17 protein-coding genes and 2 pseudogenes are annotated in these 12,356 nt (G+C 69.1%); 4 read left to right on the top strand and 15 right to left on the bottom strand.

Going from position 1 to position 12,356, the window contains the following annotated elements; all coding sequences use genetic code 11:
- The first annotated feature begins 90 nt into the window (after nucleotides 1–90).
- Nucleotides 91–1,101, top strand: a complete 1,011-nt coding sequence (locus tag ACFVWD_RS10880) for a helix-turn-helix domain-containing protein (RefSeq protein ID WP_389595122.1) — start codon at nucleotides 91–93, stop codon at nucleotides 1,099–1,101.
- A 161-nt stretch (nucleotides 1,102–1,262) separates the two neighbouring features.
- On the opposite strand, the gene ACFVWD_RS10875 is transcribed toward ACFVWD_RS10880, so the two are convergent.
- The 6 genes from ACFVWD_RS10875 to ACFVWD_RS10850 all read right to left on the bottom strand — a co-directional run bounded on the left by ACFVWD_RS10875 (nucleotide 1,263) and on the right by ACFVWD_RS10850 (nucleotide 6,177).
- Nucleotides 1,263–2,432, bottom strand: a complete 1,170-nt coding sequence (locus tag ACFVWD_RS10875) for a serine hydrolase domain-containing protein (protein WP_389595120.1) — start codon at nucleotides 2,430–2,432, stop codon at nucleotides 1,263–1,265.
- 67 nt (nucleotides 2,433–2,499) lie between these two features.
- Nucleotides 2,500–2,961: an organic hydroperoxide resistance protein gene (locus ACFVWD_RS10870; protein ID WP_101404570.1), complete on the bottom strand. Its 462-nt coding sequence runs from the start codon at nucleotides 2,959–2,961 to the stop codon at nucleotides 2,500–2,502.
- Between the two features lie 170 nt (nucleotides 2,962–3,131).
- Nucleotides 3,132–3,611, bottom strand: a complete 480-nt coding sequence (locus ACFVWD_RS10865) for a MarR family winged helix-turn-helix transcriptional regulator (protein ID WP_168492528.1) — start codon at nucleotides 3,609–3,611, stop codon at nucleotides 3,132–3,134.
- 10 nt (nucleotides 3,612–3,621) lie between these two features.
- Entirely contained in the window at nucleotides 3,622–4,383 is a 762-nt protein-coding gene (locus tag ACFVWD_RS10860) for an energy-coupling factor ABC transporter ATP-binding protein (RefSeq protein WP_389595118.1), read from the bottom strand.
- On the bottom strand, nucleotides 4,371–5,132 hold the full coding sequence (cbiQ, locus tag ACFVWD_RS10855) for a cobalt ECF transporter T component CbiQ (protein WP_168492523.1): 762 nt from the start codon (nucleotides 5,130–5,132) through the stop codon (nucleotides 4,371–4,373). Before cbiQ ends, ACFVWD_RS10860 begins: the two co-directional genes overlap by 13 nt.
- Nucleotide 5,133: 1 nt before the next feature.
- On the bottom strand, nucleotides 5,134–6,177 hold the full coding sequence (locus ACFVWD_RS10850) for an energy-coupling factor ABC transporter permease (RefSeq protein ID WP_389595116.1): 1,044 nt from the start codon (nucleotides 6,175–6,177) through the stop codon (nucleotides 5,134–5,136).
- A gap of 204 nt (nucleotides 6,178–6,381) precedes the next feature.
- Between ACFVWD_RS10850 and ACFVWD_RS10845 the strand changes: the two genes are divergently transcribed.
- Nucleotides 6,382–6,738, top strand: a complete 357-nt coding sequence (locus ACFVWD_RS10845) for an SsgA family sporulation/cell division regulator (protein ID WP_168492518.1) — start codon at nucleotides 6,382–6,384, stop codon at nucleotides 6,736–6,738.
- Nucleotides 6,739–6,814: 76 nt separating this feature from the next.
- On the opposite strand, the pseudogene ACFVWD_RS10840 reads toward ACFVWD_RS10845, so the two are convergent.
- Both ACFVWD_RS10840 and ACFVWD_RS10835 read right to left on the bottom strand, forming a co-directional pair.
- A pseudogene (locus ACFVWD_RS10840) lies at nucleotides 6,815–6,934 on the bottom strand (EamA family transporter); the annotation flags it as partial.
- Nucleotides 6,934–7,296, bottom strand: a complete 363-nt coding sequence (locus ACFVWD_RS10835; RefSeq protein ID WP_389595114.1) for a recombinase family protein — start codon at nucleotides 7,294–7,296, stop codon at nucleotides 6,934–6,936. The gene ACFVWD_RS10835 and the pseudogene ACFVWD_RS10840, both read right to left, overlap by 1 nt.
- An 11-nt stretch (nucleotides 7,297–7,307) precedes the next feature.
- Here ACFVWD_RS10835 and ACFVWD_RS10830 point away from each other — a divergent pair, with 11 nt between their 5' ends.
- Entirely contained in the window at nucleotides 7,308–7,646 is a 339-nt protein-coding gene (locus ACFVWD_RS10830) for a hypothetical protein (protein ID WP_389595113.1), read from the top strand.
- Entirely contained in the window at nucleotides 7,643–7,897 is a 255-nt protein-coding gene (locus tag ACFVWD_RS10825) for a hypothetical protein (RefSeq protein WP_389595112.1), read from the top strand. The genes ACFVWD_RS10830 and ACFVWD_RS10825 overlap by 4 nt, the downstream gene beginning before the upstream one ends.
- A gap of 11 nt (nucleotides 7,898–7,908) precedes the next feature.
- Here the strand turns inward: ACFVWD_RS10825 and ACFVWD_RS10820 are convergent, their stop codons facing one another.
- From ACFVWD_RS10820 to ACFVWD_RS10790, 7 genes and pseudogenes are all read right to left on the bottom strand, one after another.
- Entirely contained in the window at nucleotides 7,909–8,406 is a 498-nt protein-coding gene (locus tag ACFVWD_RS10820; protein ID WP_389595165.1) for a replication initiator, read from the bottom strand.
- A gap of 382 nt (nucleotides 8,407–8,788) precedes the next feature.
- Nucleotides 8,789–9,250: a hypothetical protein gene (locus tag ACFVWD_RS10815; protein ID WP_389595110.1), complete on the bottom strand. Its 462-nt coding sequence runs from the start codon at nucleotides 9,248–9,250 to the stop codon at nucleotides 8,789–8,791.
- Nucleotides 9,251–9,291: 41 nt separating this feature from the next.
- Nucleotides 9,292–9,942, bottom strand: a complete 651-nt coding sequence (locus ACFVWD_RS10810; protein WP_382140050.1) for a hypothetical protein — start codon at nucleotides 9,940–9,942, stop codon at nucleotides 9,292–9,294.
- Between the two features lie 153 nt (nucleotides 9,943–10,095).
- On the bottom strand, nucleotides 10,096–10,230 hold the full coding sequence (locus ACFVWD_RS10805) for a hypothetical protein (RefSeq protein ID WP_389595108.1): 135 nt from the start codon (nucleotides 10,228–10,230) through the stop codon (nucleotides 10,096–10,098).
- Nucleotides 10,231–10,357: 127 nt separating this feature from the next.
- On the bottom strand, nucleotides 10,358–11,254 hold the full coding sequence (locus ACFVWD_RS10800) for a hypothetical protein (protein WP_389595107.1): 897 nt from the start codon (nucleotides 11,252–11,254) through the stop codon (nucleotides 10,358–10,360).
- A gap of 369 nt (nucleotides 11,255–11,623) precedes the next feature.
- Nucleotides 11,624–11,786, bottom strand: a pseudogene (locus ACFVWD_RS10795) (EamA family transporter); the annotation flags it as partial.
- Nucleotides 11,783–12,328 (bottom strand): YbaK/EbsC family protein, encoded by a 546-nt coding sequence (locus tag ACFVWD_RS10790; RefSeq protein WP_389595106.1) that lies wholly within the window; start codon nucleotides 12,326–12,328, stop codon nucleotides 11,783–11,785. The gene ACFVWD_RS10790 and the pseudogene ACFVWD_RS10795, both read right to left, overlap by 4 nt.
- Between the last annotated feature and the right edge of the window lie 28 nt (nucleotides 12,329–12,356).

The raw sequence follows: 12,356 nt of genomic DNA, 5'->3' as shown, positions 1-12,356 counted from the left end.
ACCCCGCGTTGCGGCGGGGTGCCCCTCACTCTTGCTCCTGGCTGTGGAATCATCCGGTCCCAGGCTCTCTCACCAGGAGGTCCGCTGATCGTGTTGCACGAGTCGGTCTTCAAAACCGCGGACCTGCCGGTCGGTGACCGGTTCGAGGCGTGGACGCAGCGCATGGGCCGTACGCACGCGCCCATGCAACTGGCCAGCGACCGCACGGCGGACTACCGCGCACACCAGCGCGTGATCGGGCTGGGGGACGTCACGGTCTGGCCGGCGACCTTCGACCATCTGGTCTTCCGGCGGACACCGAAGCTGATCCGCCAGTCCGATCCCGAGGTGTACCACCTCTCCCTCCTGCTGCGGGGAGAAGGAGCGGCCGCCTGGGACAGACAGCAGGCCGCCTACCGGGTCAACGACATCCACACGAACTGTTCCTCGCGGTCGTACGAGATACACACCGGCGCGGACCCGGTCAGCCTCGTGGGAGTCGAGATCCCGCGGTCGCTGGTGGCGTTGCCCGCGAACCGGGCCGACCAGGTGATCGGCGGCCGGATCTCGGGCCGCGAGGGAGTCGGCGCGCTCCTGGCGCAGTTCCTCGTCCAGTTGGCCTCGGACACCGGCTCCTACCAGCCGTCGGACGGACCCCGGCTGGGAACGGTCCTCGCCGATCTGGTCACGGCCGTCTTCGCGGGCGCACTGGACGCCGAGGCCCTGCTGCCACCGGAGACCCGCGGCCGGACGCTGATCCTGCGTATCAAGGCGTTCATCCGTCGGCATCTGGGCGACCAGGAGCTGACCCCCGCCCGGATCGCCGCCGCGCACCACATCTCGCGCAGCCATCTGTACCGCCTCTTCCAGGCCGAGGGCCTCACCGTGGCCTCCTACATCCGCGATCAGCGGCTGGAGAACGCCCGCCGCGACCTCGCCGACCCGGCACTGCGCGCGATGCCGGTCCATGTCGTCGCCGCCCGCTGGGGCTTCCCCCGCGCCGCCGAGTTCACCCGGGCCTTCCGCACCGCCCATGGCGTCCCGCCGAGCGAACTGCGCAGGAGGACGGTGGCCGAGGACCGCGAGGCACACTCGGAAGGCCGTGGACCCTGCGCCAAGTAGGTGGCGACTGTGCGCCAACGACAGAAGGGTGGTCGGCCGCGCATTCTGGTGATCGCCGCGCGGCGAGGGACGGGCGGACCGGAAGGGGCGGGCCAGGATCGCAGGGGTGTCCTGGCACGGCCCCGGCCCGGTCGGCTACGACGCGGCCCCGGCCCGGTCGGCTACGACAGCGCCGCCCGTACCGCCCGTACCAGCGCCTGCGCCCGTGGATCCGCCGTCACCGTCTTGCGGAAGCCGTTCGTGATGTAGCCGAAGGCGATGCCCGACTCGGGGTCCGCGAAGCCCAGTGGGCCGCCGCGGCCCGGGTGACCGAACGAGGCCGGGCCCAGCAGCGGGGAGGCGGTGCCGTGAAGCATGTAGCCGAGGCCGAAACGGGTGCTGATGACCAGGGTGCGGTCCGGTCCCGCGGACGCCTCGGCGCGGGCCAGCTCGACCGTGTCCGGGGTGAACAGGCGGGTGCCGTCCAGCTCGCCGATCAGGGCGGCGTAGAAACGGGCGAGAGCGTCGGCCGTGGCGATGCCATTGGAGGCGGGGAGGGCCGCCGCACGGTAGGCGGGGTCGTTGTCGTCGGGCGGCGGGGTGATCGCGGCGAAGGCGCGGACGGTCGTCGAGTCCGGGTCCTTGTAGGCCTCGGCCACCGACCGCTTCGGGCGGGTGCGCAGGGCGCTCGACGGCTCGGGCGCATCGACTCGGCCCGCGCGGCCCACCCGGTGGGCCTCGGCCTGCGGCAGCCCGACCCAGAGGTCCAGGCCGAGCGGGGCGGAGATCTCCGTCGCGATGAACTCGTTCACGCCCCGGCCGCCGGTGACGCGGCGGACCAGTTCGGAGAGCATCCAGCCGAAGGTGTGGGGGTGGTAGCCGTGGTCCGTGCCCGGTTCCCAGAGGGGGGTCTGCGCCGCGATCGACGCGGCCGTACGGTCCGGGTCCGCGGCCTCGGCCGGGGTCAGCGGCGCGTCGACCACGGGCACGCCCGCCCGGTGCGACAGCACATGCCGGACCAGAAGCCGTTCCTTGCCCCGAGCCTTGAACTCGGGCCAGTACTCCCCGACCGGTGCGTCCAGGTCCAGCTCGCCGCGCTCGTGCAGCATCAGGAGTACGGCGGCCCCGACGCCCTTCGTCGCCGAGTGCATGACGTGGGCGGTGTCGTGCTCCCAGGGCGCCGAATCCGCCGTACCGTCCACGTCCCGCGCGCCGCCCCACAGGTCGACGACCTTGCGCCCGTGCCGGTACACGGAGACCGCCGCCCCCCGCTCCCCGAGCGTCTCGAAGTTGCGTACGAACGCTTCCCTGACCGGCTCGAAGCCCTCGGCCACTTCGCCGTTCACGTTCACGTCCGTACTCCCTGTCGCCCGGCCACCCTCAACATGGGATGCAACACGCACGCGGAAGGCTCGATTCCTAGCCGAGCAGGATCGTGACCTCGATGTTGTTCCGGGTCGCGTTCGAGTACGGGCAGACCTCGTGCGCCGCGTCCACGAGCTTGGTCGCGACGTCCTGGTCGAGGACGGGCAGCGAGACGCTCAGGGCGACCGCGAGGCCGTAGCCGCGCTGCTTGTTGGGTCCGATGCCGACCTTCGCGGCGACGGTGGAGCCGGTCAGGTCCAGTCCGGCGCGGCGGCCCACCAGTACCAGCGCGTTGTGGAAGCAGGCGCTGTACCCGGCCGCGAAGAGCTGCTCGGGGTTGGTGCCGTTGCCGTCACCGCCGAGCGCGGGCGGCATCGCGACCTTCAGCTCGATCTGGCCGTCCAGGCTGGTGACATAGCCGTCCCGGCCGCCGTGCGCGGTGGCCTCGGCGACGTACATGATCTTCGTCGGACGAGTGTCGACAGCGGTGTCGCCGACAGCGGTGCCATCGATCATGGCGGGACCTCCCCCAGGACGGAAAACACAGGAGTGCGCAAGTACATCGTGCACAAGGTACCGGCCGGTACGGAAGGCATGATTACCAGGGGGTAGAAACCGTCGGTAACTCCCGTCCCGCCAACGCCCCGCCCGCCCCGCCCCGTCTTGCTCCGTTCCGGACGGGCAGGTCAGCGCCCGCGTCCCGCCGCACCGTCCGCGCGCTCGGCCAGCCCCCACAGCTCCTGTCGCATCCTGGCCACCTCGTCCCCGGCGAGGCCGGTCGACGCCAGCAGCGCCCGCGGTACGCCCGCCGCGCGCTCCCGCAGCGCCTCGCCGCGCCCGGTGACCGCCACCAGCACCGACCGCTCGTCGCGCGCCGAGCGTTCACGGCGGACCAGACCGGCCGACTCCAGGCGCTTGAGCAGCGGCGACACCGTGCCGTAGTCCAGCCGCAGCGCGCCCGCCAGCTCCTTGACCGTGGTCTCGCCGCGCTCCCAGAGGAACAGCAGGACGAGGTACTGCGGGTAGGTGAGGCCGAGCTCCTCCAGCAGCGGGCGGTACGCGGCGGTCACCGCGCGCTGGGCCGCGTACAGCGCGAAGCACAACTGGTCGTCGAGGAACAGCGACCCGGCCGATCCGAAGTCCTCTTGGTCCCCTTGTTTCGTCACGCGCCCATTGTCACGGAGTACGCACAGCTGTCGAGCGCGGATCGAAACCGAAGGGAAGCTCCAGGCGGTGGGTGCGCATCAGCTCGTCGTCGGAGAGCAGCTCACCGGTCTTCCCGTCCGCGGCGATCGCGCCGTCGCTCAGGATCAGTGCCCGGGGGCACAGTTCGAGGGCGTACGGCAGGTCGTGCGTGACCATGAGGACGGTGACGTCCAACGACCGCAGGATGTCGGCGAGTTCGCGGCGCGAGGCCGGGTCGAGGTTGGAGGACGGCTCGTCGAGGACGAGGATCTCAGGCTCCATGGCGAGGACGGTCGCGACGGCCACCCGGCGTCGCTGTCCGAACGACAGATGGTGCGGGGGACGGTCGGCGAAGTCCGCCATGCCGACCCGCTCCAGAGCCGCATGGACGCGCTCCTCCAGCTCGGCGCCCTTCAGCCCGGCCGCGGCGGGTCCGAAGGCCACGTCCTCCCGCACGGTCGGCATGAAGAGCTGGTCGTCCGGGTCCTGGAAGACGATGCCGACCTTGCGTCGGATCTCCGCCATGTGCCGCTTGCCGACCGGAAGTCCGGCCACCGTCACGGTTCCCGCGCCGCCGGTCAGGATGCCGTTGAGATGGAGGACGAGGGTGGTCTTGCCTGCGCCGTTCGGGCCGAGCAGCGCGACGCGCTCGCCACGCCCGAGGCGGAAGTCGACGCCGAAGAGGGCCTGGTGGCCGTCGGGGTAGGCGAAGGCCAGTCCGGCCACTTCCAGAGAGGGGGTCACAGGGTCCATCCCAGCAGGCAGACGACAAGGGCGGCGAACGGGAGGGCGAGGGCGTACGACCACTGCGCCCGGGACGCGGTCACCTCGTCGATGACCGGCATCGAACCGGCATACCCCCGGCTCACCATGGCGAGATGGACGCGCTCCCCGCGCTCGTAGGAGCGGATGAACAGCGCGCCCGCAGACTTCGCGAGGACGCCCCAGTGCCGTACACCCCGGGCCTCGAAGCCCCGCGACTCCCGTGCGATCCGCATCCGCCGCATCTCGTCGGTGATGACATCGCCGTAGCGGATCATGAAGGAGGCGATCTGTACGAGGAGTGGGGGCAGCTTCAACCGCTGGAGCCCCAGCAGCAGTTCGCGCAGTTCGGTCGTCGAGGCGAGGAGTACGGAGGCGGCGACGCCCAGGGTGCCCTTGGCGAGGACGTTCCAGGCGCCCCACAGGCCGTTCACGCTGAGCGACAGACCGAGCACGTCCACCCGCTCGCCTTGCGCCACGAACGGCATGAGCACGGCGAAGGCGACGAACGGGATCTCGATCAGCAGCCGCTTGAGCAGGAAGGCGGCCGGTACCCGGGCCTTGTACGCCACCGTCGCCAGGAGCGCGGCGTACAGCGCGAAGGCCCACATCGCCTCGCGCGGGGTGGAGACGACCACGACGACGAAGGCGAAGGTCGCGGCGAGCTTGGTGTGCGGGGGCAGGGCGTGCACGGGGGAGTGCCCGTGCCGGTAGAGCCTGTGCGCGTGGCCCGCGCCCACCTCAGGCCACCTGCGCGGGGGAGACGTCGGCGCTGCGGCGCCTGCGCACCGCCCAGAAGATCCCCGTACCCGCGACGACGGTGACGCCGACGCCGATCACGCCCGCGAGGCCGCCGGAGATCCGGGCGTCGGAGATGTCCTTGACGCCGTACCCGGCGAGCGGGGAGTCCTCGGCGTGGTGCTTCTTGGTGTTCTTGTCGATGCCCTGGTCCTTGGCGACCTTCTCCAGGCCGTCGGGGCTCGCGGAGGCGTAGAAGCTGACGAAACCCGCGAGGAGGAGGGAGGTGACGAGGCCGACCGCCCACACCTTGCGACGGGAGGTCCGGGCGGCCACGGGGACGGCGGCGGGCGCGGGCGCGTCGACCAGTTCGCCGCCGACGCGCAGCTTCAGCCGCTGCTGCAGACCGCGCGCCCCGTGCACGAGGTCCGGTCGTACGGCGATGACCGCGCCGACCGTGAGAGCGGTGATGGTGGCCTCGCCGATGCCGATGAGGACGTGCACGCCGATCATCGCGGTGGCGACCTTGGTGATCGGGACGTCGGTGGTGCCGCCGAGGGCGTAGATGAGAGTGAAGGCGACGGCGGCGCCCGGGACCGAAAGGAGCGCGGAGACGAAGGCCGCCACGGTGATGGAGCGCTTCTTGCGCGGCAGGACCTTCACCAGGCCCCGGAAGACGGCGTACGAGACGACCGTCGTGACGATCGCCATGTCGGTGATGTTCACGCCGAGTGCGGTCAGGCCACCGTCGGCGAAGAGGATGCCCTGCATCAGCAGGACCACGGAGACGCAGAGGACCCCGGTGAAGGGGCCGACGAGTATCGCCGCGAGCGCGCCGCCGAGCAGATGTCCGCTGGTCCCGGCGGCGACCGGGAAGTTCAGCATCTGTACGGCGAAGATGAAGGCGGCGACCAGGCCGGCGAGCGGCGCGGTCTTCTCGTCGAGTTCGCGGCGGGCGCCCCGCAGGCTCACGGCGATGGCGCCGGCGGCGACCACTCCGGTGACCGCGGAGACCGGGGCGTTGATGAATCCGTCAGGCACATGCACCGTTCGATGATAGTGCCTTGTTGCGAATGAGTTGCAAGAGCGAGGCCTCCATGAATAGCGGCGGGGCGGTGATGCATGGCGAGGGCCGATCCGGGAACCCGGTGAGTATGGGAGTCCGTGGGCGAAATCTCCGGAATGTGCGACATTGGAGAGGTGACGGATTCATCTATTCCACACAGGTAACGCAGCGCAAGGAGTCGGTTCATGTCTGCCGTCGAACAGTACGCACGCGCCCACATTGTCACCGACACGGCAGACTCCGCCGAGGACGAACACCAGGTCGTCCCGGTGGCCCTCAGCTACGACCCCGACGCTGATCCCCGTCAGGTTCACATGACGTTGCCCGGCCCCCACGAGTGGGCCTTCCCCCGGGAGCTCCTCGAACGAGGCCTGCGCGCTCCGGTCGAGTCCGGCGACGTACGCGTGTGGCCGTGCGGCCGGGTGCAGGCGGTCGTGGAGTTCCACTCCGCGCAAGGGGTGTCGGTGGTGCAGTTCGACTCGAAGGTTCTGATCCGCTTCCTCCGCCGTACGTACACAGCGGTGACTCCGGTGGCTCACTGACATTCGGTCCACCCCGCGTGCGGCATCACCCCGCGTGCGGCATCAGCCCGCGTGTGGCATCAGCCCGCGTGTGGCATCAGCCCGCGTGCGGCATCAGACCGATCCCCACCACCAGCTCCGCCGCCGCGATCCGGGGCGCCCCGAGCCGCTCCCTGAAGAACACCGCCCCGATCGCCGCGCCGACGATGATCGATGTCATACCGGGCTCATACAGCGTTTGTCGGCCACCTCGATACGGAGGATGAAACGGTCGTCGGGGTCCGAGAGATCGCGCCTGTTCGCCTCGCCGTGCAGGAGTACGCGCTTGTCGTCGGCTATCGAGAGAAGCTCTTCGAGATCCTTGGGCTGCCGCATGAGGCGGTCGGGGTGGTAGACGATGACGCGCCGGATCTCTCCTTCCCCCATCGCCCTGATCCGGCAGTGGATCGCTGCGGGCTCGCCCGGGGTGACGGCGGTCTTGGCTGACTTGGATCGCTGCCGCTCCTCCGACGACTCGTCACGACGGCTGAAGGACGCGCTCAGGGAGAAGGCCCGCGAGGCCAAGCCGCACGTGGGCAACCGGCCGTACGGTGGACGACTTCGACGCCCTGCAACGGCGCATCGATGCGATCATCGCCCAGGCGGCGGAAGCGGACTCGACCTGCTCCTGGGGCCTGTGGCAACTCACCAAGGACAAGCACGAGTTCGGCAGCACGTACTACGGCTCCCTCAAGGACGCGAGCACCGACGCCCGACAGGCGCAGCAGACGAAGACGGATTCGGTGCAGTACACGCCGCCCGCGAAGTGGGGCAGCGGCACCATCATCACGACGGGGATCGACTTCTCCTACACGCCCAACCAGCCCAGGACCCCGGGCGACACCCACGTGAACGCCCCAGCAGAACCGGGAAAGATGAGGTACCAATGACGCACTCCGCAGGCCCGCCCACGCGCGGGCGCCGCCGCCCGGACCTGTGGCACTGGCTGAGACCCCAAAGTTCACAGACGCTCGTCCTCGGCATCTGCTTTGCCGTCGGCGGGCTCGCCGGTGGGGTGCGCTCTGCGTTGGACGGCAAGGGGATCTGGACGATCCTCGGCACCTTCGCCGTGGGAATCTTCGGCTTGCTCATTGTTGTGAGCTTCTTCGTCAACTACGAGGACCGGCGAGGCCGCCGCTGAGCCCCTTGGAATCAATCATCTTCTAGGAATCCTTCCGTGCAGGGCCGAGGAGCCGCGCGAGACGCGTAGCGCTTTTCGGCCCTATCCGTGTGGGGAACTTGGCGGCCTGGCGCTCGACCGCCCGAGCCCACTGTTCGCTGTGGCATCTCGTCACCGCGCCGCCTCACGCTCTTCACGGGCGATCTCACGGTTCGTGGCGGTGTCTTCGGCGATTCCAGCGGCCAGGAGTGCGGCGCCGGGGGTGTGGCCGGAGCCGACGTAGCGCAGTGTCCATCCGTGGCCGTGCCGGGCACCGTGTCGGGACCGACGTGTTCAGCGCGGTCAGCGCGAAGGGCCGCGTAGGTCGTCGAGTAGGCGCGGGATCTGGTGAGGATGTGGCCGCGGTAGCCGAGGTGGACTTTGGCGTGGTCGCGCGACGTCCAGTTCGCGGATGGGACGCTGAGCGGATGAGAGTCCGCCCCTTCGGCGTCGCTCTCGCGCTCAGCCCGGTCACTGTCGCGGCTGTTCAGGCAAGAACGGGAAGGCCGTCGGATCGGCCGGGGGAGTCTTCACGATCGAGCCGTGTGGCGTTGTCGCCGATACCCGGCTCTTCGACCTCTCGGGTCGGTGCGGGGCGAAGGCTCAGCTTGCCTACGTCAACGCCTATGTCTTCGAGGGACATGGGAACGACCAGCCAAGCTTTTGATCAACCAGCACCCGGGCTACGGCGCGGAGACAGGGCATCAGCCGTTTCCCGTAGTGCGCCTGGGAAATGCCGATATCTCCGCGCCTCGAACTGCTCGCTATCGAGCGCGCCGAGACCCGGTGATCGACACCCGGTAGTCCATGCACCGGGCCCCCTGCCGTCGCAGCGGCAAGGGGCCCTCGCATTTGGCCACCGTAGGAATCCGGTTACGGCACTTGCTTCTTTTCGGTGTAGTAGGCGTAGGCGAAACCACCGTTGTTCGAACCGGTCACGTCGGCCTCGAAGGTGATGGGACCGGGGTCGGGGACCTCTATGCTCTGCTGGAAGACCGACCTGTCGCAGGTGCTGGTGTGTGCCGCTGACGAGACGTTCTTACCATTGACGGCGAACTTGAAGGCAACCTTGCCGTTTCCCGTACAGGTGAAGGCGAATGTCACGCTCAACACATTCTTGTCCGGCGCGGGCAAGGTGTTTCCGAGCTGCGACTGCAGGGCGCCGGATCCGCTCCCGAGCTCTTGTCTGCCGACGAAGGCCTGATCCAGGATCGCCTTTGCGGCCTTGCCGTCCGGAATCGCACTGGACGAAGACCGACTCGTACGGGGCGTGGGCGACGATGATCCGGCCGGCTCACTGGGATCGCAGGCCCCGGCGAGCGCCGCCGCGGCCACGAGGCACAGCGCCGCCGCTTTCCGTCGGGCTCCGGTTCGCGTCACGAATTCTGCCGCCCAATCGACATATCACCCTTGCGCGGGGCCTTCACGACAATGGTCTTCGTCTTGACGTTACAGGGAGCCGCGATCCACGTCTTCACGGCGGTGAGCTTCCAGCCCACCTGCCCCAGGACGGCCCGGTACCCCTTGTTGGTGGTGTTCGTGTCGGTGACGGTCTGCGTGCCCGTCCAGGTCCACGAGTTGCTGATCTTGGTGTCGACCTTCACCTTGGCCTTTTCGACGATAATGCTGGCCTCGGCCTCGTATCCAACAGCGAAGTCCCAAGTGAAGGTGTGACTTCCCGTTACCGTCCAGGACACCGTTTGGCGAGGCAGGAGCCACGTCGACTGAGGCTTCTTGTTGTCCGGCAGGAAGTACGGTGCGCCTTTCACCTTGTACGTCGGAGGATCGTTCACCTCAGGGCAAGCCGCGGCGACCTGCGGCCTCTTGGCGGCGGTCTTGTCTCCGGTGAAAGTGAACTCGATTTCGTCGTTGACGTGCGCGACGGTTCCGTCGTTCAGAACAACCTGTGCGTCGTCAGCCGGTACCGGTTCGTCGTCCGACGTGGCAGCGCCGGCGTTGGTTGCTGCCAGCAGCACGCCCGCAGCGGTCATGAAGGAAAGCGCGGTACGCGTTATGGCGCGCTTCATTTGTCCCCGTTTCGATGAGTCTGGTCGAGTGGTTCAAAGGTCGGCAAAACTGAGCCCACGACACCACAGCGCCTCGGCAGCGCTTCCCCAGATGTCGTGTGCGCGACATTCATATCCGGCCACGCGACCTTGGCGCAAGAGATCGAGAAATGCTCAGGAAAGCCTCAAATTCATGTGAACGGAGGGGAGTTGCCCGCCGACGACGATGACGTGCTCGGCGTGGGCGCGCTGGGTGTGCATCGCATCGGCAGTGACGACGACGCCGCGCGCCCTGATACTCGATCGCATCTGGGCGCTCCAGTATTTCTCCCAGCTGGTGCCGCCAGTGAGCTCGAGGGTCGGCGTGGGTGCGCGGGCCGCCTGATCGCGTCAACGCAGCAGCGATCCAAGCCGGCCGACGAGCGGCGAGGCGCGCTCAGGCGGAGTGTGTGCGGCGGGAGTTGGCCCGCAGAAGAAGTGCGGCGCCGACTGCGGCGGCGAGGAGTACGCCGCCCGCGGCCCAGGCCACCGTGCCGGTGCGGGATGTCCCGGCTGAGTGCTTTGCAGCTTGCTGAGCAGCGCAGGCTTTTCCGGGTGCGGCGGGGGCGATACGCAGACGGGCCCATGCTTTGTCGGGGCCGGCCTGGGCGGCGTCATGCCGGTAAACGACATAGAGGCCGGGCGCGGAGTCGCATCTGAGGGTGGTGGTGGCGGTCAGGACGGCTCTGGCTCCGCGCAGGACGGAGCGGTCGGTGAATGCGCGGGAGGTGAGGGTGATGTCACCGTCCGATCCCTCGTCATAGTTGTCGGTGATCGTGATGCGGCTGCCGGCCCGGAAGGTCCGCACGTCCCATTCCGACTGGGGCCACGTGCTGTCGGGAGCCCAGCGTTCCTCCAGGCTGGGCGGGGGAAGATTCCGGACCTTGTTCCGGCAGACGCGGCGTGCCGCCTCGTCGGTGGCTTCAACGCGTACGCGTGCCCAACGGAACGGATGCTCCTCCGGGCCCACGTCTCCGGCGCCGTGCAGCAGGACCGGGTAGGTGCCGGGCCGGGTATCGCAGGCGACGGTCACGGTGGTGGTCAGCAGCGGATCCATCATCCGCAGCTTCCCTGCCCTGATGAACGCGGATGAAGTGAGGGTCTCGGCGTAACTGGCCTCGTCGGACTTGGCATTGACCGTCAGTGTGTCGCCGGGATGCACCGAACGGACGCTTCCCAGCGGGAGGGATGACTCGAGCGGGGAGGCCGAGGCCGACCCGGCTGCCAGAAAGGGCAGCAGGAGAGGGAGTGCCGCCCACGCGGTCTTGCGGAGTCGGTCCATCGCCTCGCCCATGCCTTATTTGACGATATGTCAGCTGTTACTCGATAGTGCAGTGTCATCGAACATGCGTACGATCAAAGGAAGTTCGGGGCTCGCTCACCGTACGGCCCCCTACAAGACGGAAAGGCACCTTGTTGCGTTCCAGACACAGATGGATTCCAGCCCTGGCGCTAGGACTGGGCGTCGGCGTTCTCGGCGTCGGGACAGCATCGGCCGCGACGGGCCATCCGGCACCAGCGCCCTCCGCCCCACCGACGGCCTCCGCATCACCGGCGGCTCCCAGCATTGGGCATCAGGTCCCGCCGAAGTCGCCGGCACCCTCGGCGCCGTCGACGGACGCGGGGGTCGTCGAGCCGACCGACTCCGCCACACCCTCGGCGTCGGCGTCAGCGCCGGCCCGATCAGCATCCCGCCGCCCGCGATCAGCGTGAACCCGACGAGCTTGTCGGTGATGCGGTGATGCGGTGATGCGGTGCGCGATCGCGTTCCAACTGGCGTGGGTGACCGCGACGAGCAGCACCGCCGCGGCGACCAGCGGGGTCACAGGTGCTGCTCGCGCACGTCCACCAGCGTGCCGCCCGCATGCGCGATCAGCGTCTTGGGGTCCATGGGGAACACCGTGTACGGGGTGCCGGCCGCGGCCCACACCACCTCGTGGTCGAGCAGCGAACGGTCCGCGAGCACCCGCGTCCTCGTACGGTGGCCGAAGGGCGGCACACCGCCGATCGCGTACCCGGTCGTCTCCCGTACGAGCTCGACCTTGGCCCGCGTCACCTTTCCGGCCCCGAGCTCCCGCCGCACGAGCTCCAGATCGACCAGCGACGCCCCGTCCATGAGTACGAGCACGGGGACACCTCCCCCAAGCTCTCGACTCCGCTCGAGCAGGGGGGACCCCCATGCAGCGAAGATCAGCGACTTGCAGATCTGGCTCAGCTCGCACCCGATCGCGGCGGCGGCCTCGGCGGCGGTACGGGTCGCGTCCGGGAAGCGGCGGATGCGCGGCAGCAGATCAGCGAGACCCAGCTCCTCCAGGGCCTCGGCGAAACGGGGGTGGGCTCCGGACTCTTCGGCGGCGTCGCTCGTCATGGGCGGCACGCTATCGGCCGGTGTAGGA

It is taken from the genome of Streptomyces sp. NPDC058086 (assembly GCF_042885015.1).
In the GTDB taxonomy this organism is placed as follows: Bacteria; Actinomycetota; Actinomycetes; order Streptomycetales; family Streptomycetaceae; genus Streptomyces.
Note: the sequence above shows the minus strand (reverse complement) of the source record. Positions and strands in the feature narration are given on the sequence as shown.